Here is a 20,371-nt window from a genome sequence, read left to right on the forward strand (position 1 = left end):
CCTACGGGTACAGAGCTCGCATTGGCGTGTCTTTATCCGGCATGCGTAGGTTGGGTTAGCGCAGCGTAACCCAACACCAGGGTTCGGTACGGGCTGTGCGCGGCAATCCAGCCTTGTTCCCCGCCCGCATCCCCGGTAAAGTTTACGTAAACGTAAACCTCAGGACCCTCTCGTGAGCGCAACCGGACACAAGACCTTCTCCATCCGCGATCTGGCCGAAGAATTCGGTGTGACCACCCGGACCATCCGCTTCTACGAGGAGGCCGGCCTCCTTCAACCCCGGCGCGAGGGGCAAACCCGGGTGTACCGGGAGCAGGACCGGGTCCGCCTGAAGCTTATTTTGCGGGGCAAGCGTCTGGGCCTGAGTCTGGCTGAATCCCGCGAACTCATCGAGATGTACGACCCCGCCACCGGCAACCGCAAGCAGCTTCAGGCCCTGCTGGACAAGATCCAGCAACGCCAGGCCATGCTCGACCGGCAGCTGGCGGACATCAAGGCCATGCGCACCGAGCTGGACGAAGCCGCCCGGCGCTGTGTCGACGCAATGAACCAGAAAGCCCGCTAATCAGTCTCTGATGAACCCTCCTTTCTTACGGGTTGCCGGTTCGAATGTCAGCTTACCTTTACGTTAACGTCAACTTTGGGTAGATTATGGGCCAAAGGCCCCGGCCAGCCACTCGCCGGCCCAATCCGTCAATGCCACATTACAAGAGGCTCTCGCGATGAATAGCCAGTACCGCTCTCTCAATTTCAACCTGGGCGAAACCATCGACATGCTCCGTGACCAGGTGCGCAGCTTCGCGCTCAAGGAGATTGCTCCACTTGCCGCCCGAACGGATCGGGATAATCAATTCCCCAATGAGTTGTGGCCGAAGCTTGGTGAGATGGGTCTCCTGGGTATGACGGTCAGCGAGGAATATGGCGGCAGCGACATGGGTTATCTGGCTCATGTTGTGGCCATGGAGGAGATCAGCCGCGCGTCCGCATCCATCGGCCTCAGTTATGGGGCCCATTCCAATCTTTGTGTGAACCAGATTTTCCGCAATGGCAATGAAGAACAACGGGCCCGCTATCTGCCGAAGCTGGTGAGCGGGGAGCATATTGGCGCACTGGCCATGAGTGAGCCCAACGCGGGCTCGGATGTGGTGAGCATGAAGCTGCGCGCGGAAAAACAGGGCGATCGTTACATTCTGAACGGTAACAAGATGTGGATTACCAACGGGCCGGATGCGCACACCTATGTGATTTATGCAAAAACGGACACGAGCAAAGGCCCCCACGGTATTACGGCGTTTATTGTGGAGCGGGACTGGACGGGCTTTTCCCGCGGTCCAAAACTGGACAAGCTGGGGATGCGCGGGTCGAACACTTGCGAGCTTATTTTCGAGAATGTGGAGGTTCCCGCGGAGAATATTCTGGGCCGGGAGAATGAGGGTGTTAAGGTTTTGATGTCCGGGCTGGATTATGAGCGCGTGGTATTGTCCGGCGGTCCAACGGGGATTATGCAGGCCTGTCTGGATATTGTGGTTCCGTATGTTCATGAGCGCACTCAGTTCGATCAGCCTATTGGTGAGTTTCAGCTGATTCAGGCGAAGCTTGCGGATATGTATACGGAGTTGAATGCGAGTCGCGCTTATCTTTATGCGGTTGCTGCGGCTTGCGATCGCGGGGAAACGACGCGGAAGGATGCGGCCGGGGTGATTCTGTATTCGTCGGAGCGTGCGACGCGGCTGGCCCTGGAGGCGATTCAGATTCTGGGGGGCAATGGTTATATCAATGATTTTGACACGGGCCGCCTGTTGCGCGATGCGAAGCTGTATGAGATCGGCGCGGGGACTCAGGAAATCCGCAGAATGTTGATCGGTCGGGAATTGTTCAAAGAAACCCAATAGGATTTTTGGCGAACATTTGGTAAGACCCTTTGGGGTCTTGAATCCGTCCACCAGGCGGGGAAGGTGTTTCAAAATCGCGGTGAATACATCCCGGGCAGATTTTTGCTCCTGCAAGATCTGCACTTCCGCCATCCATGGCGGTCGTACCTCCCTCACGGCTTCCCTGCCGTGAGGGTTTTGAAACACCTCCCCCACCCGGCGGACTCCATCGGAGTGCAACCTAACGCCGAGGTGAATGAAATTGCAGGTTACGCCTTGTAAGTCCTAGACGACGCTGCAGTCGGCTAACGACAAACCTCAACAGATCCTAAAAGACGAGCTGGAATCAATATGACGATTCTGAGAACCAAAGTTCAGACCAACAGCCCCGAGTTTCGTGAGCGCGATGAATTCCATCGTGGTCTGATGAATGAGCTGCGGGAACAACTCGGAAAAATCCACAAAGGCGGTGGCGATGCCGCGCAGGAGCGGCACCGGTCCAAAGGTAAGCTGTTGCCGCGCGAGCGTGCCAACCGGCTGCTGGATCCGGGTTCGGCCTTTCTGGAGATTGCGCCGCTAGCCGCTGAGGAGGTTTACGAAGACGTGGTTCCCGCAGCGGGCGTGATTGCGGGGATCGGGCGGGTGGAAGGTGTGGAGTGCATGGTGCTCGCCAACGATTCCACTGTAAAGGGCGGTACTTACTATCCGCTGACGGTGAAGAAGCACATTCGCGCGCAGACCATTGCGGAGGAAAACCGCCTGCCCTGTATCTATCTGGTGGATTCGGGAGGCGCGAACCTGCCTCAGCAGGACGAGGTGTTTCCGGACAAGGAGGACTTTGGCCATATCTTTTATCGCCAGGCGCAGATGTCCGCGAAGGGCATTCCGCAGATTGCGGTGGTGATGGGCCTGTGTACTGCAGGCGGCGCCTACGTTCCGGCCATGGCTGATGAGAGCATCATGGTTCGGGAGCAGAGTTCGATTTTTCTGGCAGGGCCGCCGCTGGTGAAGGCGGCCACCGGAGAGACTGTTACCGCGGAGGAGTTGGGCGGAGCGGATGTGCACTGCGGAATTTCCGGGGTTGCAGATCATTATGCGCACAATGAAGAGGAAGCGCTGGAGAAGGCGCGTACCTGTATTCGCAATCTGAACTGGAGGAAGTCTCTGGATCAGATTGCATTGAAAAATCCTCGCGATCCGCTTTTCGCGCCGGAGGAGATTTACGGGGTGCTGCCCACGGATTTGCGTACACCCTACGACGTGCGGGAGATCATTGCGCGCATTGTGGACGGCTCGGAGCTGGACGAGTTCAAGGCCAGTTATGGCAACACCCTGGTCTGCGGCTTTGCGCACATTCATGGCATGCCTGTGGGTATTCTGGCGAATAACGGGATTCTGTTTTCCGAGTCCGCCCAGAAAGGCGCGCACTTTATCGAGCTGTGCTGCCAGCGCAAGATTCCCCTGCTTTTCCTGCAAAATATTACGGGCTTCATGGTGGGCCGCAAGGCGGAGCACGAAGGCATTGCCAAGCACGGGGCAAAGCTGGTGACGGCAGTTGCCTGTGCCGAGGTTCCCAAGCTGACGGTGATTATCGGGGGCAGCTTTGGGGCCGGTAATTACGGTATGTGCGGCCGCGCTTATAATCCGCGCTTTCTGTGGATGTGGCCCAATGCCCGGATTGCGGTGATGGGCGGTGAGCAGGCAGCCGGGGTGATGGCCCAGGTGCGCGAAGCGGGTCTGGCACGCAAAGGGGTTGAGTGGAGCGAGGAGGAAGCGAAGGCGTTCAAGCAGCCTATCATCGACCAGTTCGAACGGCAATCGCAGCCGGTGTACGCCAGCGCCCGGTTGTGGGACGACGGCATTATCGATCCGGCGCAGACGCGTACGGTTCTCGCACTGGGTCTGTCTGCCGCTCTGAACGCGGAAATCCCGGACACGAAGTTTGGCGTGTTCCGGATGTAGCTGTTCCGAATGAAGATGCGGGCGTTTTTTTCAGCGCCCCTAAGTTCACTCAGGGTCCAGGAGCTGGATATGAGCAATGAGTTTGTAGGTTACACAGTGGATGAGCGAGGCATCGCCCGCATCACTCTGAACCGACCGGATAAAAGCAATGCTTTTGATGACGGGGTTATTGCGCAACTGACCGATGCGCTTAAGAAGGCGCAGTCGGATCACGGGGTTCGGGTGGTGGTTCTGGCGGCAAACGGCAAGCATTTTTCCGCAGGCGCGGATCTGGAATGGATGAAGCGCACAGCGCAGATGAGTGAGGCGGAGAACCTCAGCGATGCCCGTCAGCTCGCGGAGTTGATGCTGACGCTGGATCGGCTTGGCAAGCCGACTGTGGCCCGGGTTCAGGGCGCGGCCTTCGGGGGCGCGCTGGGTTTGATCTGCTGCTGCGATATCGCCCTGGCCAGCGACACGGCTCGGTTCTGCCTGAGCGAGGCGCGTCTGGGGCTCGCTCCCGCCGCTATCAGCCCTTATGTGGTTCGCGCCATGGGGCCGCGGGCGGCGCGGCGCTATTTTCTCACCACGGAGGTCATGTCAGCCCAAACCGCTCTGGAACTGAATGTGGTGCACGAAGTATTGCCGGAGCCGGATCTGGACGCGAAGGTTGACGAAATTGCGGGGCACCTGCTCAACAGCGGCCCGCAGGCGCTGGCCGCATCCAAGGAGCTGGTGCATCAGGTGGAGGCGAACTTCCCTGATCGGGACTTGCAGGAATACACCGCGCGCCTGATTGCGAAACTGCGCACCGGTGAGGAGGGGCAGGAAGGCTTGAGTGCCTTCCTGGAAAAACGAAAACCCCGCTGGTCCAACGAGGCGGAGCAGGCATGAGCGCACGAAACATGAACACTTTGCTGATTGCCAATCGCGGCGAGATAGCCTGCCGCATTATGCGCACCGCACAACGTATGGGCATTCGCTGTATTGCCGTGTATTCGGAGGCCGACCGCCTGGCACCGCACGTGAAGGCCGCGGATGCGGCCTACTGCATTGGCCCGGCTCCCGCGAGCGAAAGCTACCTGCGGGTGGACAAGATTCTTGCGGTCGCCCGGGAAGCGGGCGCAGATGCGATCCATCCCGGATACGGTTTCCTTTCAGAGAACACCGAGCTGGCTAGTGCCTGCGACGAGGCCGGCATCATTTTTGTGGGCCCGCCCGCAAACGCGATCCGCGACATGGGTTCAAAGAGCGCGGCCAAGGCGTTGATGGCTCAGGCCCGGGTTCCGCTGGTTCCCGGCTACCATGGCGAGGACCAGTCCCCTGCCCTGCTGTGCAAGGAAGCGGAGAAGATCGGCTTTCCGGTTCTGGTCAAAGCCAGCGCCGGCGGCGGCGGCAAGGGCATGCGGGTGGTCTGGGAAGCTGGCGAGCTTGACGAGAACATCGCCGCGGCACAGCGGGAAGCCCAGTCGTCCTTTGGCGATTCACGCCTGCTGTTGGAAAAGTACGTGCTTCAGCCCCGCCATGTGGAAGTGCAGATTCTCTTCGACCAGCACGGCAAAGGGGTTTACCTTTTTGACCGGGATTGCTCTCTCCAGCGTCGCCATCAGAAAATCATCGAAGAAGCCCCGGCGCCCGGTCTCAGCGCGGAGCTGCGCACCCAGATGGGAGAGGCCGCGTTGCGCTGTGGCGAGGCCACAGGATATGTGGGTGCGGGCACTGTGGAGTTCCTGCTCGACAAGGACCACAACTTCTACTTCATGGAAATGAATACCCGGTTGCAGGTGGAGCACCCGGTAACGGAAGCGGTGACTGGCCTCGACCTGGTGGAGTGGCAACTGCGGGTCGCCCAGGGGGAGGCCCTGCCCTGGTCCCAGGCGCAACTGCAATGCAGTGGTCACGCGATGGAAGCGCGCCTTTACGCAGAGGATCCGGATCGGGATTTTCTGCCCACCAGTGGCTTCATAGACCACCTGCAAATGCCGGAAGGTGAAAAGGTCCGGGTGGATTCGGGGATCGAGCAGGGTCTCGCCGTCGGCAGCCACTATGACCCAATGCTGGCCAAGATCATCGCCTGGGGTGACACACGAAATGAGGCGCGGCGGAACCTGATCGCGGCGCTGGCGAGCACGGAGCTGGTGGGTTTTACCACCAACCTGCCCTTCCTTTCCCGCGCCCTGAAAACCCCGGCCTTCGCGGCGGGGGAACTGAGCACCGATTTCGTAGACCTGCACGCGGAAGATCTGCAGCGGGAGTCACTGGACGCTGAACACCAGGCGGTTCTGACCTGGTTGCTGTGGTTTGTGGATTATCAAAAGCGTAGCGCCTCCGCCGACCCCTGGACCAGCGCGCCCGGATGGCGGCTCGCGGTGCCCGATGACCAGCAATGCGAAGTTCGCGTCGGCGAGCGGGAGTTGCGCCTTCGCTATCGGCTGCTCGCAGGGGATCGCGCAGAACTGATGGGCGAGCAGAACTATCAGCTTCAGTGGACACCCGGTAACGGGCACATTGAAGTGCGGCTGGCCGGCGAGCGCCTGCGCGTTTCCGGCTACAGCGACAGCACCGTCTGGACCGTTTTCAGTGGCGGCGAGACCTGGCAGGCGCGCATCAACCACCCGGAACTGACGGAAGCCGCGGAAGACGAACATGCCCTCACCGCTCCCATGCACGGCCGGGTCACCACCGTGCTGTGTCAGACAGGCGACGCCGTCAGTGCCGGACAGCCACTGGTCGTGATGGAGGCCATGAAGATGGAACACACCATCAAGGCGCCCGCGGATGGGGTGGTGGTGGCGGTACTCTGTGAGGAACACGAGAACGTAAGCGCGGATCAACCACTGGTAGAGTTCGAAGCGACCGGCGACAGCGACTGAGAACCGGGCCCCGCGTGTTCGCCACCGCTGGTGAGAACCCGCGATGCTCGAGTCCGGGACCGACTGAAAACAACAACCGGTCAGGAGTTAAGGTATGACAACCAATAGCGAAAACAAGCTGCTGTGGGCGCCCTCTCCCGAGCGCATCGAGACTGCGAACCTCACCGCCTTCGTCCGCTACCTGCAGAGCCGCGGACATGCTGTGCCCGAGGAATACGAAGGGCTCTGGCAATGGTCGGTGGATAACAAGGAGCTGTTCTGGGATTCCGTCTGGCAATTCAACAAGGTCCAGGGCATTTACGATTCGGCGCGCATTCTCGAAGACGCCGATCGCATGCCCGGAGCCCGGTGGTTTCCTGCAGCCAAACTCAACTTTGCCGAAAACCTTCTGCGCGGCGACGACAACAAGACTGCACTCGTTGAACACCGGGAAGACGGCCGTCGTCGCAGCCTGACCTACGGCGAGCTGCGCGCATTGAGCGAAAGGCTGGCGGGCACCCTCAGGGCCGCCGGCGTACAAGCAGGCGACCGGGTCGCCGGCTTCGTTCCCAACGGTCTGGAGGCGGTGGTCGGTATGCTCGCTGCCGCACGCCTTGGCGCCGTATGGTCGTCCTGCTCTCCGGATTTCGGCTTCCAGGGGGTGCTGGATCGCTTCGGGCAGATCGAACCCAAGGTGCTGATCGGCATCAACGGTTATCGCTACGATGGCAAGTGCATCGATACCCGGGAACGGATGCTGGCCATTGTTGACTCCCTGCCCAAGCTGGAACGCTGGATCGCCATCGACAACCACGGCGACTGCCCCTGGTTGAACCTCGACGAGAGAGCAATCACCTGGGATGAGGCCATTGCCGGCGACGCGGTGGTGGAGTTCGCGTCCATGGACTTCGACTCGCCCCAGTACATTCTCTATTCCTCCGGCACCACCGGCGCACCCAAGTGCATCGTGCACGGGATCGGCGGCACTCTGCTCCAGCACCTCAAGGAACTGAGCCTGCACACGGACATCACCGCGGATGACGTGGTCTTCTACTACACCACTTGCGGCTGGATGATGTGGAACTGGCTGGTGAGCACCCTGGCGCTGGGCGCGACAATTGTGCTGTACGACGGCTCGCCGTTCGCCGGCGGCCCCAAGCGTCTCTGGCAACTGGCAGAAAAGGAAGGAATCAGCGTATTCGGCGCCAGTGCAAAATACTACGCAGCCTGCGAAAAAGCCCGCTTGCGGCCCGGCCACCAGTTCGACCTCGGCCAACTGCGCGCCCTGCTCTCAACGGGCAGCCCCCTCGCCCACGAGAGTTTTGACTATGTGTACCGGGAGATCAAGGCCGACCTCTGCCTCGCGAGCATTTCCGGTGGCACGGACATCGTCTCCTGCTTCGCCCTGGGCAACCCCTGCCTGCCCGTGTACCGGGGCGAACTGCAGTGCGTGGGCCTGGGCATGGACGTGGATTTTGTGGACGACCAGGGCAATCCCCTGAGCGAAGGCAAGGGGGAATTGGTGTGTCGCAGCCCCTTTCCCTCCATGCCCGTGGGGTTCTGGAACGACGAGGACGGCTCCCGGTTTCGCGGGGCCTACTTCGAACGCTTTCCCGGGCTTTGGGCCCATGGGGATTTTGGCGAGTTCAAACCGCACCCTGTCAGCGATGAACATCCGGCGCAACGAGGGGTGATCATTCACGGACGCTCCGATGCGGTACTGAACCCGGGCGGTGTGCGCATTGGCACCGCGGAAATCTATCGGCAGGTGGAAAAGATTGACGAGGTGCTGGAATCCATCGCGGTGGGCCAGAACTGGCGCGACGATGTGCGCGTGGTTCTGTTCGTGCGCCTGCGCCCCGGCGTCGCACTGGACGACGCTCTGATCACCCGCATCCGCCAGACCATCCGCCAGAACACCACGCCGCGCCACGTCCCGGCCAAAATCCTGCAGGTGGACGATATTCCGCGCACCATCAGCGGCAAGATTGTGGAGCTCGCCGTGCGGAACGTCATTCATGGCGAAGACGTGAAGAACAAGGACGCTCTGGCAAACCCCGAGGCTCTGGACCTGTTCCGGGACCGAGAGGAATTGCAGAGCTGACGGCGGGACGCTGCTCATTGTTAACAGCCGCCGTGCGGCTGTATGTGAAAAGAGGATACCGGGAGAGGCCCATGAAAAATCTGGTACTGCTGTTTATGACATTTGCCATTTTCCCCCTGGCTCACGGGGAGATTACTGGCACCTGGCAAACCATCGACGACGAGAGCGGCGAGGCCAAATCAATCGTCGAGATCTACGAGCGCGAAGGCAAGTACTTCGGCAAGGTGAAGGACCTGCTTCTCAAGCCGGACGACACGGTCTGCGAAGAGTGTGATGGTTCCCTGAAGGACCAGCCGGTGGTGGGGATGGAGATCATTACCGACATGGAGAAAGACGGCGAGGAATTGACCGGCGGTGAGATTCTCGACCCGGAAACGGGCAAGGTCTACCGCGCAAAGTTGTGGCTCGAGGATGACAATACTCTCAAGGTGCGCGGCTATGTGGGCTTCCTCTACCGGACCCAGACCTGGAACCGGGTGCCTTGACCGCCCGACTGCCCGTCCCGAACCAACGCGCCCGCCAGCCGGTTCAGGTCTGATCGTAATCCAGTAGCACGCTCTGACTCACCGGGTGGGCCTGGCAGGTCAGAACCATGCCTTGCGCCACCTCCTCCGGGCTCAAAGAGTGATTCACATCCATCTCGACCTGCCCTTCGATGAGTCGTGCCTTGCAGGTGGCGCACACACCACTCTTGCAGGAAAACGGCAGATCCGCGCCGTTGCTCAAAGCCCCGTCCAGGATATTCTCGCCATCGGCCGTGAGTTCGAACTGCAGGGAGCGACCGGCGACCCGCACTTCCACCGCGCTCACCTGACCCGAGTAACGCGTAGCCCGGGCGCGATGTTTTGCGATCGCCATCCTTGCGTCCTCGGCGGAGGCAAAGAACAGCTCGTAGTGAATGCGCTCTTCGGGCACACCGCTGTCGCGCAGGCCACGCGAGACTTCGGAGATCATGGACTCCGGGCCGCAGAGGAAAAATTCGTCCGTCTGGCCGATGTCGATCAGGCGCTTGCGACTCAGCTCCGCGCCCTTGCGGTTGTCGAGCCGTCCGAAGAGCACGTCCGCGTCCTGGCGCTCGCGACTGAGAATGTTCAGCCACTCGAAACGCGCCATGTAGCGGTTTTTCAGAAATGCCAACTCCTCGCGGAACATGATCGTCCCGGAATTTCGATTGCCGAACAGCAGGGTCACACGGCTTTGCGGCTCACGACTGAGCACGGATTTGATGATGGACAGGATCGGTGTGATGCCACTCCCCGCACAGATGCACATGTAGTGCTTCTCCTGGGCGGGATCGAGCTCTGTATAGAACCGCCCGGCGGGTGGCGCCACCTCGATCTGGTCACCGGGCCGGAGAACATCGTTGGCGAAATTTGAAAACACACCGTTCTCAACGCGCTTGATACCCACCTGAAGTTTGCCATCGTCTACACCCGAGCAGATCGAGTAGGAACGCTGGATGTATTCGTCATTGACGCGAGCGCGCAAGGTGAGGTGCTGGCCCTGCACAAAGGCGAACTCCCGAGCTTTCTCAGGGGGCACATCCAGGGTCAGGCAAACAGCGCTGTCTGTTTCCGGGCGTAGATCGGCGATGGTCAAGTTATGGAATCGGTTGCTCATAAGTCGCGGCGGTCGTGCCTCATAATCGTTTGAAGAAGTCGAAGGGCTCGCGACAGTCCTCGCACCTGAACAATGCCTTGCAGGCTGTTGAGCCGAATTCGCTGACGAGTGTGGTAGTGCCGGAGCCGCACTGTGGGCAGACCGGCTGGCCGGCGGCATCCCGCTGGGGCGGTGCGATGCCGTACTGTCGCAGCGCCTGTTTTCCTTCCGGGCTCATCCAGTCGGTGCTCCAGGCCGGCGACAAACGAACTTCCACCGCCACTGGCCCATTCACGTGCGCCGTCAACAGCGCGCGAATGTCCTGTTCGATTTCCGCCATGGCCGGGCAACCTGAATAGGTCGGTGTAATCACCACCCGTGTGCCCGTTTCATCGGACGTGACGTCCTGCAGTACGCCCAGATCCCAGATGGAAAGCACGGGGATTTCCGGGTCCTTGACCTGATCCAGCAACTGCCACAAACGGGCATGGGGCGAATCCGCCCGCTGCCGAACGCGCTGGGCAAATTCCGCCGATACCGTTGGAATGGTTACCATGACGTTTACCATTCAAGGTTGGGATAGGTTCGCTGCAGGAACTGCATTTCCGCCAGCAGATAACCCAGATGCTCGGTATGTATGCCGGCCCGGCCACCGCTGATCTCACGGCTTTCATCCGGGCGCTGCAGTCGCCCTTCCCCCAGGGTGGCATCAATGACCTGATCCCAGGCCGGCCGGAGCGCGCTCCGGTCAACCGCAATGCCCTCGTCCAGCAGCGCTGCTTCGCTGGCGCTCACCTGGAACAGTTCGGGCACATAGGCCCACAGATCGTCGAAGGCCTTCTGAATCCGCTCATGGCTTTCGGCGGTGCCGTCGCCCAACCGGACCACCCAGGCTCGACTGCGCCGCAGGTGATAGAGACTTTCCTTGAGAGCCTTTTCGGCGACCCCGGCGATATGTTCATCGGTTGAACGCTGGAGTTTCTGCAGAAATTCCACATTGAAAGCGTCCACCAAGAACTGACGTGCCATGGTGAAGGCAAAGTCGCCTTTCGGCAGTTCATTGATCAACAGGTTGGTGTAATCCCGGCAATCGCGGCCAAAGGCCAGTTGGTCGGCGCTGCGCCCCGCCGCGTCGATGGTGGCTGCATATTCGTAAAAAAGGTTGGCGCGTCCGATCATGTCCAGGGCAACATTGGCGAGCGCCAGTTCCTCTTCGAGAAAGGGAGCGTTCGAACACCATTCGGACAGGCGCTGCCCCAGGATCAATGCGTCGTCCGCCAGGGCGATGCAGTAGTCCGTCTTCTGCTGCGCAATGTTTGTCATTGTTTATGTTTACTCCGGCTGTTCGTTGCCACGGGCGCTACATGTTCTTGACCGGGTCTGGCAGTTGATAGTGGGACGCGTGCCGGTAGGGTTTGTCGTCCATGGGGTCGTAGAAGCTTTCCGCATCACTCTCCTGGGATGCGACGATGTCGCTGGACTTCACCACCCAGATGCTCACCCCTTCGCTGCGCCGGGTGTAGCAATCCCGCGCATACTCAAGTGCCTGTTCGTGGTTCTCCGCGTGCAGGCTGCCGACGTGCCGATGATCGATGCCGCGTTTGGAGCGCACGAAAACTTCAAACAAGGGACTGTGAATGCTCATTACTCTCACCATTTTCCGGGGATTTGCGTGCTTCCTGTTTGGCCTCATAGGCGCGGACGGCCGCCCGCACCCATTCGCCCTCCTCGTGGGCGCGACGATGATGGGTCAGGCGCTGACGGTTGCACGGGCCGTTGCCACTGATCACCCGATCGAATTCCTCCCAGTCGATCTCGCCGAAGTCATAGTGACCGCGCTCCTCGTTCCACTTCAGATCCGGATCTGGAATCTTCAGCCCCAGATATTCCGCCTGGGGAACCGTCTGATCCACAAAGGCCTGCCGCAGCTCATCGTTGCTCTTGCGTTTAATCTTCCATTGCATGGATCGCGCGCTGTGGGCGGAACCCGCATCGTGCGGCCCGAACATCATGAGCGTGGGCCACCACCACCGGTCCAGCGCATCCTGGGCCATGGCCTTCTGCTCCGGGCTGCCAAAGGCGAGCGCCATGAGGCTTTCGTAACCCTGTCGCTGGTGAAAGCTCTCCTCCATACACACGCGCACCATGGCCCGGGCGTAGGGACCATAGGAGGTACGCTGCAGCGAGATCTGGTTGACGATGGCCGCCCCATCCACCAGCCAGCCGATAGTGCCCACATCAGCCCAGGTCAGGCTTGGATAGTTGAAGATCGACGCATACTTGGCCCTGCCCTGTTGGAGCGCCTCCACCATTTCCTCCCGGCTCGCACCCAGGGTTTCAGCCGCGCTGTACAGGTAGAGACCGTGACCCGCCTCATCCTGAACCTTGGCAAGCAGCACCATTTTGCGACGCAGGGTCGGAGCCCGGGTAATCCAGTTGCCCTCCGGCTGCATGCCGATCACTTCCGAATGGGCGTGCTGGGAAATCTGCCGAATCAGGTTTTTGCGATAGGCATCCGGCATCCAGTCCTTGGGTTCGATTTTTTCCTCGCGATCCACCCGCGCCTGGAAGACACCCTCAAGATCTGTTTCTGTTGCATTGGCCATGGTCATGGCAAACTCCTCATCCCCCGTTGGGGGTCATCATCCACATGCCCCTTACCGCCCTTTGAACTCGGGCTTGCGTTTCTCCAAGAAGGCCGCGACGCCCTCCTGGTAGTCCTCACTGCGCCCCAGTTCCTGCATAAGTGCCTTTTCTCCTTCGAGTTGCTGGTGCAAAGGAGTGTTGAAAGCCTCGTTGAGCAAGCGCTTGGTCGCGGCGAGGGCTCGCGTGGGTTGAGTGGCCAGGTGTTCGGCCATCTTCCGCGCTTCCGGAAGCAGCGCCTCGTCGTCCACACAATCCCAGATCATTCCCCAATCGGCCGCTTTGGTAGCGGGCAGCTTGTCGCCCAGCAGGGCCAGGCCCTTGGCCCGGGGTAGTCCCACCGCTCGGGGCAGATTCCAGGAGCCACCGGAGTCCGGAATCAGTCCGATCTTGCAGAACACTTCGGCAAACGCCGCGGACCGGGCCGCCAGCACAATGTCGCAGGCCAGCGCGAGATTGGCGCCGGCGCCCGCTGCGATGCCATTCACCGCGCAGACAACCGGTTTGTCCAGGGTCATGATGGCGCGGATCATCGGGTTATAGTTTTTCTCTACAGACTCGCCCAGGTCCGGGCCGCCTGCGCCAGAAACCGCCCGATCGTTCAGGTCCTGTCCGGCGCAAAAGCCCCGACCCTCGCCGGTAATCAACAGACAGCGAACGTCCGGGTTCTCCCGCACGTCCTTCAGAGCTTTTCGCACCTCCTCGTGCATTTGCGTATTGAAGCTGTTGAGGGTGTCCGGCCGGTTCAGGGTCAGCAGGGCCACGCCTCGGGCCACTTCGTAGCGGATGGTTTCGAAGTCCATGTACTCTCCTCGCGGGTCGTTCGCTCAGTTTTTTTTCTGCACCAGCGTCAGAATGTCGTATGTGGCGCAGAGCCCACCGGTCTGGTTGGTCACCTCCACGTTCCACACAACCACGCCCGTCCCCTGCTCCCGGGGTCGCGCTTGTTTCTCGATCTTCTGTTTGACAGTGATGCGGGCCCCGATGGTGTCGCCGATGCCGACGGGCTCCACAAAGCGCAGGTTCTCAAGGCCGTAGTTCGCCAGCACCGGGCCCGGCGCGGGCTCCACGAACAAACCAGCAGCGGCGGAGATCACGAAGTATCCGTGGGCCACCCGCTTGCCGAACAGCGACTCTTTTGCCGCAATCTCGTCGAAGTGCGCGTAGAAGTGGTCGCCCGTCAGACAGCCGAAGTTGACAATGTCCGCTTCGGTTACGGTGCGCCGATGAGTCGTCAGGCTTTCGCCAACCGCCAGCTCTTCGAAGTGTTTTCTGAAGGGGTGAACCGGCGTGCTTGTGGTCAGGGCACCCGGCATGTACTCGCGCGTTACGGCCGTGAGAGTCGTTGGCGAACCCTGCAGGGAACAGCGCTGCATGTAGTGTTTTACCGCCCGGACGCCGCCCAGTTCCTCACCGCCGCCCGCGCGCCCGGGCCCCCCGTGAACAAGCTGGGGCAGTGGTGAGCCATGGCCCGTGGACGCGGCGGCGCAGTCCCGGTTCACCACCAGCAGGCGCCCGTGGTAAGGGGCGCATTCGAAGACCAGTTCACTGGCCTCGGTATCATCGTTGGTAAACACCGAGGTCACCAGACTGCCGCGCCCGAAGGCCGCAATCTGCGCAGCCTGTTCACTGGTAGTGTAAGGCATGAGAGTGCTGACCGGCCCGAAGGCTTCGAGCCGGTGCGCTTGTGCCTCCGGGTTCATGGGATTGTTGCAGTAGAGAAGCGTGGGCGGAAAGAACGCATCTCTCGCCGCACGCTCCCCAACCAGATCAAAGTCGTCATTGCCACCCAGCAACAGAGCACACTCGCCCGTCAGTGCCTCCACCGTCGCCTGTACGTTGCACTTCTGCGCGGCACTCACCAGGGGGCCCATGGTCACGCCCTCTGCTGCGGGGTCGCCGATGGTGACCTTTGCGAGGGCCTCGCGCAGGGCGGCAACCACTGCGTCCACTTTATCTTCGGGCACCAGCACGCGGCGGATGGCCGTACACTTTTGCCCGGCCTTGACCGTCATCTCGCGAACCACTTCGCGGACGAAGAGGTCGAATTCCGGGTCTCCAGGCTCCACCGCGCGGCCCAGGATGCAGCAGTTCAGTGAATCCGCTTCCGCGTTGAAGCGAATATTGCGGGCGACAACATTGGGGTGCTGCCGCACATGGTTTGCAGTGGCCGCCGAGCCGGTAAGCGTCAGGCAGTCCTGGTCCTCCAACCGGTCCAACAGGTCGCCGACCGACCCACAAACCAACTGCAGGGCACCTTCCGGCAGAATGCCCGATGCAATTATCTCCCGCACCATCGCTTCGGTCAGATAAGCCGTGTCCGTCGCCGGTTTCACCACTACGGGCATGCCGGCAAGAAAGCTGGGGGCCAGCTTCTCGAGCATCCCCCAGCAGGGAAAATTGAAGGCATTGATGTGAAGCGCTACGCCGCGCCGGGGAACCAGAAGGTGCCGGCCGGCAAAGGTGCCGTCGCCCGACAGGCGCTCCGCCTCTCCCTCCACCACGAAGCGCTCATTGGCAAACTCCCGCCGGGCGATGCTGGCATAGCTGAACAGGGTTCCGATACCGCCGTCCACATCGACCATGGCGTCCCGCCGTGTGGTCCCGGAGCGGGCCGAGATCTCGTAGAACTCGTCCTTCCTCGCCGTCAAATGCTTTGCCAGCGCCTTCAGCGCAGCGGCCCGCTGGTGCATGGTCAGTGCGCGCAGGGCAGGGCCGCCCCTCTTGCGGCCGTAGTCCAGTACTCGGCCGAAGTCCATGCCCTCGCTGCTGACCCGGGCAATGCGCTCGCCCGTCACAGCATGGAATACGTCGCGACCGTTACCCTCCCCCTCGAACCATTCGCCATATACATAGCTGTTGGTATTCATGACCGGTCTCCGTTTGCAGGCGGCCTGATCTTCAACCGCCGGGTTTGCGATACAGCATCGCTCATTGTTTTTATGCCTGGGATAGCGTCGTCGTTATGGATGTAGACGGCACCGATCACCAGAAATTCATGCGGCGTTCCGCTCCCGCTGCCCAGCCACCGCGTCGTCGTCGGATTGAAGGCGGGAAAGAATGCGCGCGCTATCCCGATAAAAAGCCGCGATCGCCTCCTCTTTGACCGGACCGAACCCGCGCACCGCCATGGGTAGTCGGGCAAGTTCTATTGCCGTTTTCATTGTGTCGGGCTGAAGATGGGATCGCGCGCTTTCCAGCATGGCAAGAAAATCGCTCAACAGTTTGCGCTCCATGCGGCGCTCGCGGGTGTAGCCAAAGAAATCGAAGGGCGTGCCGCGCAGTCGGCGTAAACGGGCAAGCCCACGGAACACCGGCAGCATCCAGGGCCCAAAACTGATTTTTCGCGGGCGACCGGCTGCATCCTTGCGCCATCCCAGCAACGGTGGCGCCAGATTGAAACTCAACCGGTAATTACCTTCGAACTCGCGGGCAATCTGTTCCGCGAAATCCGTTTCCGCATATAGACGGGCCACTTCGTACTCGTCCTTGTAGCTCATCAGGCGGAACAGGGAGTTGCGAACAGCGTTGTGAAAAACCTGCTGGTCCCGGGTGGTGCCCTCCGGTGCGATGCGCCGGACCCGATCCGCAAACAACTCGGCGTAGCGCCGATCCTGATACCGGGCCAGGTACTGCTGCTGCTCCTCGAAGCTCAGAGGTTCCGTTCGCGGTGCCGGCCCGCCTGCGGCGTCAAGAGTGGTCTGGACGAACTCCGGATCGGCCGCTGCCAGACGGCCCCAGCGCAGAGCGGCCAGATTATTCTCGACGGCAACGTCGTTGAGCACGATGGCTCGCTCCAGTGCGGCGAGGCTGACGGGCACCAGGCCGCGCTGCCACGCATAACCGAGCATGATCATGTTGCTGAACACCGTATCGCCCATGAGCGTGCGCGCCAGCCGATTCGCATCCATACTGCTTACGTTCTCGTTGCCTGCAGCGCTGCGCAGCACATTCATGCGGCGCTGCACGTCCGTGTCCGCGTCGCGAAACAGAACGTGGTCCGCCGTGGGAATATCCTCTTCGTTTGCCACTATGCTGGTTTGCCCATGGCGCAATGTGGGGAGCACTTTCTCCGAGCTGCCTACCACCAGGTCGCAGGCGATCAGCACGTCGGCCGTTCCCCGGTCGATTCGGATCTGATGGAGATCGTCCGGTCGGGGAGCCAACCGCACATAACTGAGCACCGTGCCGCCCTTTTGGGCGAAGCCCATGAAGTCGAGAACGGAGCTGCCTTTTCCTTCCAGGTGGGCGGCCATGGTAATGATGGCGCCCACCGTAACCACGCCGGTTCCCCCGACGCCACCCACCAGCAGATTGCAGGATTTGCCAAGCTCGATGGAGGGAGCTGGCAGCGCGGCAGCGCGCTGTGCGAACGCACTACCGGTTTGCGCGCCCGGCTTGCGAAGCTGGCCTCCTTCTACAGTGACAAAGCTGGGGCAAAAACCCTTGAGGCAGGAGTAATCCTTGTTGCAACTGTTCTGATCGATTCGGCGTTTGCGGCCCAGTGGAGTCTGGAAAGGAACGACCGACAGACAGTTGGACTGCACGGAACAATCGCCGCAGCCTTCGCAGACATGGTGGTTGATGAAGACCCGCTTGGCCGGATCGGGATATTGCCCGCGCTTGCGACGGCGGCGCTTTTCCGCCGCGCAGGTCTGGTCAAAGATGAGGACGCTCACTCCGGGAATCTCGCGCAACTCCAACTGAACGGTTTGCAACTCATCCCGATGGTGCAGGGTTGTTCCGGCGGGGAAAACTTTCGGCTCGGAATACTTCTCCGGTTCGTCGCTGAGCACCGCAATACGCTGCACCCCTTCCGCCCGCACCTGTTGCGCTATGGCCGGTACGGTGAGCTGCCCGTCCACGGGCTGGCCGCCGGTCATGGCTACCGCGTCATTGAACAGGATCTTGTAAGTGATATTGGTGCCCGCTGCCACCGCCTGGCGCAATGCCATGTGGCCCGAGTGGAAGTAGGTTCCTTCGCCCAGGTTCTGGAAGATGTGTTTGTTGCCGGTAAATCGCGATTTGCCCGCCCAGTTCGCCCCTTCACCCCCCATCTGAATCAGGGAGCCGGTATCGCGGTTCATCCAGGAGGCCATGAAGTGGCAGCCGATGCCAGCCAGTGCCTTGCTGCCGTCCGGCACTTTTGTGGACGTGTTGTGCGGACAACCGGAGCAGAAGTAAGGCAGGCGGCGCACACCGGCGACAGGTTCCACCTGCGCACCGCTGTTGAGTATGTCCCCGAGTTTGTCAGCGAAATCAATCCCGAACATCCGCCCGATGCGCTGGGCAATAAAGGGTGCAAGCAGGGACGGTGAAAGCTCACCCACAAAGGGAATCAGAGGTTCGCCCTTTTCGTCCTGTTTGCCGGTAAAAATCACCTCCCCCGGGTGATCCACCTCGGACATGTATTCCTTGATCTGGGATTCCACAATCCCGCGTTTTTCCTCGATAACCAGCACTTCGCTCTTGCCGTGAACGAAGTCGAGCACGCCGCTGCGCTCGAGGGGCCAGACCATCCCCACCTTGTACACATCGATTCCCAGCTCGCGGCAGGTATCCGGGCCAAGACCAAGGCGCTCCATGGCTTCCAGAGTGTCCAGGTGAGCCTTGCCTGTAGTGACGATACCAAAGCGCGCTCGATCAGGATTGTAGAGGCGGTAGTCCAACGGGTTGGCGCGCGCAAAAGCGGCCACCGCTTTGAGCTTGGCCTCCATGCGCGTTTCGATCTGCGGGCCCGGAAGATCGGGCCAGCGATAGTGGAGCCCTCCGGGCGGTGGCGTAAAATCGGTTGGGGTTCGGAACTCGGGGAGCGGCTTCAACTCAATCGATGCCGCGCTCTCCACGGTCTCGGAAATGGCCTTGAACCCCACCCACATGCCACTGTAGCGAGACAGTGCAAAACCATACAGACCATAGTCCAGATATTCGGCGACACTGGCCGGGTTCAGGACGGGGATGAACGAGGCCATGAAAGCCACGTCCGATTGATGGGGCATACTCGACGACACACATCCGTGGTCGTCTCCGGCCACCACCAGCACGCCGCCATGGGGCGAACTGCCATAGGTGTTCCCGTGCTTGAGCGCGTCCCCCGCCCTGTCCACCCCGGGGCCCTTGCCGTACCAGAGGGCAAACACCCCGTCCACCTCCCGGTCCTCATCCGTTTCCACCTGCTGGGTGCCCAGGACCATGGTTGCGGCGAGGTCTTCATTAATTGCAGGAACAAACTCGATGGCCGCATCGGCGAGTTCCCCGCTGGCGCGCCACAACTGCTGATCGTATCCGCCGAGGGGCGAGCCCCGATAGCCGGAGATAAAGCCACCAGTGGTCAAACCGGCACGCCGGTCCATCTCCCGCTGCATCAGCGGAATGCGCACCAGCGCCTGGGTGCCGGTCAGGAACACCCGCCCGCGGGAGCGGCGGTAGCGATCTTCCAGTTGGTAGTCGTCCAGCTTCGCAGCTGTCTGAAGCCCTTCAGCGCCAGTCATTAGCGGCAACCCGTCTCGGAATGGGAGCCCCAGTGTAGGTAAAAGCCGGGGAAATAGGCTTGTTATTGATTTGCCATTCACAGCGAGTGCTGCAAGAATAATCCCAGCTTGGGCCACCTGCATCAAGATTCTTTCGCCAGGCGGTCGAACCGATAAATCAGAGTCTGGATACACCGGACCGCTCGCGGCCGGACTGGAGAAGAGCCTGGACAATTTTGATCGCAAGATCCTGCGCATCCTGCAACGGGATGGCCGGTTGAAGAATCAGCAACTCGCCGAAGAGGTGGGGCTCTCACCCGCCGCAAGTTGGCGGCGGATGAAGGCCATGGAGGAGGCAGGTATTATTCGGGGATACGGTGCCCACGTGGAGCCGGAAGCGGTGAACCTGAGTCTGTGCGTGCTGCTGAATGTCTCCCTCACCCGCCACTCGCGGGAAGCGACTCAGGGATTCATAGACGCCATCAAGGACCGTCCGGAAGTTCTGCAGTGCTGGGCTCTGACCGGTGAATACGATTTCACCCTGCGAGTCGTGGCGCCCGACATTGCCGCCTTCGATCACTTCCTGGAAGACTTCATCTTTACCCTGCCCGGTGTATCGCAGGTGAAATCCAATATCGCGCTTCGGGAGATCAAAAACGAAACCGTGTTGCCGGTTTAGAGGGTTCCGGTGTTGGGTTACGCTGCGCTAACCCAACCTACGCAGGCCCAAAATTCGTGGGCGTACGCAGCCCCGTAGGTTGGGTTAGGCCGCAGGCCGTAACCCAACATCGTGCCGCTTGGAGGTTCCGCTGTTGGGTTACGCTGCGGTAACCCAACCTACGCAGGCCCAAGCTTCGTGGGTGTACGCAGCCCCGTAGGTTGGGTTAGGCC

Annotated in this window: 16 protein-coding genes; 8 read left to right on the top strand and 8 right to left on the bottom strand. The window is 60.8% G+C overall.

Features of this window, described 5'->3' with window-relative positions; genetic code table 11:
• Positions 1–172 precede the first annotated feature (172 nt).
• From ACURWW_RS06570 to ACURWW_RS06600, 7 genes are all read left to right on the top strand, one after another.
• Positions 173–565, top strand: a complete 393-nt coding sequence (locus ACURWW_RS06570; protein WP_445615803.1) for a MerR family transcriptional regulator — start codon at positions 173–175, stop codon at positions 563–565.
• 157 nt (positions 566–722) lie between these two features.
• Complete coding sequence (locus ACURWW_RS06575; RefSeq protein ID WP_445615801.1) at positions 723–1,892, top strand: isovaleryl-CoA dehydrogenase; 1,170 nt, start codon at positions 723–725, stop codon at positions 1,890–1,892.
• Positions 1,893–2,222: 330 nt separating this feature from the next.
• Positions 2,223–3,833 (top strand): carboxyl transferase domain-containing protein, encoded by a 1,611-nt coding sequence (locus tag ACURWW_RS06580; RefSeq protein WP_445615800.1) that lies wholly within the window; start codon positions 2,223–2,225, stop codon positions 3,831–3,833.
• A 69-nt stretch (positions 3,834–3,902) separates the two neighbouring features.
• Positions 3,903–4,706, top strand: a complete 804-nt coding sequence (locus tag ACURWW_RS06585) for an enoyl-CoA hydratase/isomerase family protein (protein WP_445615799.1) — start codon at positions 3,903–3,905, stop codon at positions 4,704–4,706.
• Positions 4,703–6,685, top strand: a complete 1,983-nt coding sequence (locus ACURWW_RS06590) for an acetyl/propionyl/methylcrotonyl-CoA carboxylase subunit alpha (RefSeq protein ID WP_445615797.1) — start codon at positions 4,703–4,705, stop codon at positions 6,683–6,685. The genes ACURWW_RS06585 and ACURWW_RS06590 overlap by 4 nt, the downstream gene beginning before the upstream one ends.
• A gap of 94 nt (positions 6,686–6,779) precedes the next feature.
• Positions 6,780–8,768 carry an acetoacetate--CoA ligase gene (locus ACURWW_RS06595; protein ID WP_445615796.1) on the top strand — a complete coding sequence of 663 codons (1,989 nt, stop codon included), beginning with the start codon at positions 6,780–6,782 and terminating at the stop codon, positions 8,766–8,768.
• 71 nt (positions 8,769–8,839) lie between these two features.
• Positions 8,840–9,253: a DUF2147 domain-containing protein gene (locus ACURWW_RS06600; RefSeq protein ID WP_445615795.1), complete on the top strand. Its 414-nt coding sequence runs from the start codon at positions 8,840–8,842 to the stop codon at positions 9,251–9,253.
• A gap of 43 nt (positions 9,254–9,296) precedes the next feature.
• On the opposite strand, the gene ACURWW_RS06605 is transcribed toward ACURWW_RS06600, so the two are convergent.
• From ACURWW_RS06605 to ACURWW_RS06640, 8 genes are all read right to left on the bottom strand, one after another.
• Positions 9,297–10,388, bottom strand: coding sequence for a 2Fe-2S iron-sulfur cluster-binding protein (locus ACURWW_RS06605; RefSeq protein ID WP_445615794.1), 1,092 nt, complete (start codon positions 10,386–10,388; stop codon positions 9,297–9,299).
• A gap of 19 nt (positions 10,389–10,407) precedes the next feature.
• On the bottom strand, positions 10,408–10,923 hold the full coding sequence (gene paaD / locus ACURWW_RS06610; RefSeq protein WP_445615793.1) for a 1,2-phenylacetyl-CoA epoxidase subunit PaaD: 516 nt from the start codon (positions 10,921–10,923) through the stop codon (positions 10,408–10,410).
• A gap of 5 nt (positions 10,924–10,928) precedes the next feature.
• On the bottom strand, positions 10,929–11,690 hold the full coding sequence (gene paaC, locus ACURWW_RS06615) for a 1,2-phenylacetyl-CoA epoxidase subunit PaaC (RefSeq protein ID WP_445615792.1): 762 nt from the start codon (positions 11,688–11,690) through the stop codon (positions 10,929–10,931).
• A 37-nt stretch (positions 11,691–11,727) separates the two neighbouring features.
• Entirely contained in the window at positions 11,728–12,012 is a 285-nt protein-coding gene (gene paaB / locus ACURWW_RS06620) for a 1,2-phenylacetyl-CoA epoxidase subunit PaaB (RefSeq protein WP_445615790.1), read from the bottom strand.
• Positions 11,987–12,979: a 1,2-phenylacetyl-CoA epoxidase subunit PaaA gene (gene paaA / locus ACURWW_RS06625; RefSeq protein WP_445615788.1), complete on the bottom strand. Its 993-nt coding sequence runs from the start codon at positions 12,977–12,979 to the stop codon at positions 11,987–11,989. The genes paaB and paaA overlap by 26 nt, the downstream gene beginning before the upstream one ends.
• A 45-nt stretch (positions 12,980–13,024) precedes the next feature.
• Positions 13,025–13,813, bottom strand: coding sequence for a 2-(1,2-epoxy-1,2-dihydrophenyl)acetyl-CoA isomerase PaaG (gene paaG / locus ACURWW_RS06630; RefSeq protein WP_445615787.1), 789 nt, complete (start codon positions 13,811–13,813; stop codon positions 13,025–13,027).
• Positions 13,814–13,837: 24 nt separating this feature from the next.
• Positions 13,838–15,880, bottom strand: a complete 2,043-nt coding sequence (paaZ, locus tag ACURWW_RS06635) for a phenylacetic acid degradation bifunctional protein PaaZ (RefSeq protein WP_445615786.1) — start codon at positions 15,878–15,880, stop codon at positions 13,838–13,840.
• A 126-nt stretch (positions 15,881–16,006) separates the two neighbouring features.
• Positions 16,007–19,501, bottom strand: coding sequence for an indolepyruvate ferredoxin oxidoreductase family protein (locus tag ACURWW_RS06640; protein WP_445615784.1), 3,495 nt, complete (start codon positions 19,499–19,501; stop codon positions 16,007–16,009).
• A 205-nt stretch (positions 19,502–19,706) separates the two neighbouring features.
• On the opposite strand from ACURWW_RS06640, the gene ACURWW_RS06645 reads away from it, so the two are divergent.
• Positions 19,707–20,159: an Lrp/AsnC family transcriptional regulator gene (locus tag ACURWW_RS06645; RefSeq protein WP_458618453.1), complete on the top strand. Its 453-nt coding sequence runs from the start codon at positions 19,707–19,709 to the stop codon at positions 20,157–20,159.
• The last annotated feature ends 212 nt before the right edge of the window (positions 20,160–20,371 follow it).

The organism is Gilvimarinus sp. F26214L, assembly GCF_054401055.1.

Bases quoted from the DNA above. Each gene is read 5' to 3' on its own strand.
- paaA (WP_445615788.1), bottom strand. From the start codon at position 12,979: ATGACCATGGCCAATGCAACAGAAACAGATCTTGAGGGTGTCTTCCAG.
- paaB (WP_445615790.1), bottom strand. From the start codon at position 12,012: ATGAGCATTCACAGTCCCTTGTTTGAAGTTTTCGTGCGCTCCAAACGC.
- paaZ (WP_445615786.1), bottom strand. From the start codon at position 15,880: ATGAATACCAACAGCTATGTATATGGCGAATGGTTCGAGGGGGAGGGT.
- ACURWW_RS06575 (WP_445615801.1), top strand. From the start codon at position 723: ATGAATAGCCAGTACCGCTCTCTCAATTTCAACCTGGGCGAAACCATC.
- ACURWW_RS06580 (WP_445615800.1), top strand. From the start codon at position 2,223: ATGACGATTCTGAGAACCAAAGTTCAGACCAACAGCCCCGAGTTTCGT.
- ACURWW_RS06600 (WP_445615795.1), top strand. From the start codon at position 8,840: ATGAAAAATCTGGTACTGCTGTTTATGACATTTGCCATTTTCCCCCTG.
- ACURWW_RS06605 (WP_445615794.1), bottom strand. From the start codon at position 10,388: ATGAGCAACCGATTCCATAACTTGACCATCGCCGATCTACGCCCGGAA.
- paaC (WP_445615792.1), bottom strand. From the start codon at position 11,690: ATGACAAACATTGCGCAGCAGAAGACGGACTACTGCATCGCCCTGGCG.
- paaG (WP_445615787.1), bottom strand. From the start codon at position 13,813: ATGGACTTCGAAACCATCCGCTACGAAGTGGCCCGAGGCGTGGCCCTG.
- ACURWW_RS06640 (WP_445615784.1), bottom strand. From the start codon at position 19,501: ATGACTGGCGCTGAAGGGCTTCAGACAGCTGCGAAGCTGGACGACTAC.
- ACURWW_RS06590 (WP_445615797.1), top strand. From the start codon at position 4,703: ATGAGCGCACGAAACATGAACACTTTGCTGATTGCCAATCGCGGCGAG.
- ACURWW_RS06585 (WP_445615799.1), top strand. From the start codon at position 3,903: ATGAGCAATGAGTTTGTAGGTTACACAGTGGATGAGCGAGGCATCGCC.
- ACURWW_RS06595 (WP_445615796.1), top strand. From the start codon at position 6,780: ATGACAACCAATAGCGAAAACAAGCTGCTGTGGGCGCCCTCTCCCGAG.
- paaD (WP_445615793.1), bottom strand. From the start codon at position 10,923: ATGGTAACCATTCCAACGGTATCGGCGGAATTTGCCCAGCGCGTTCGG.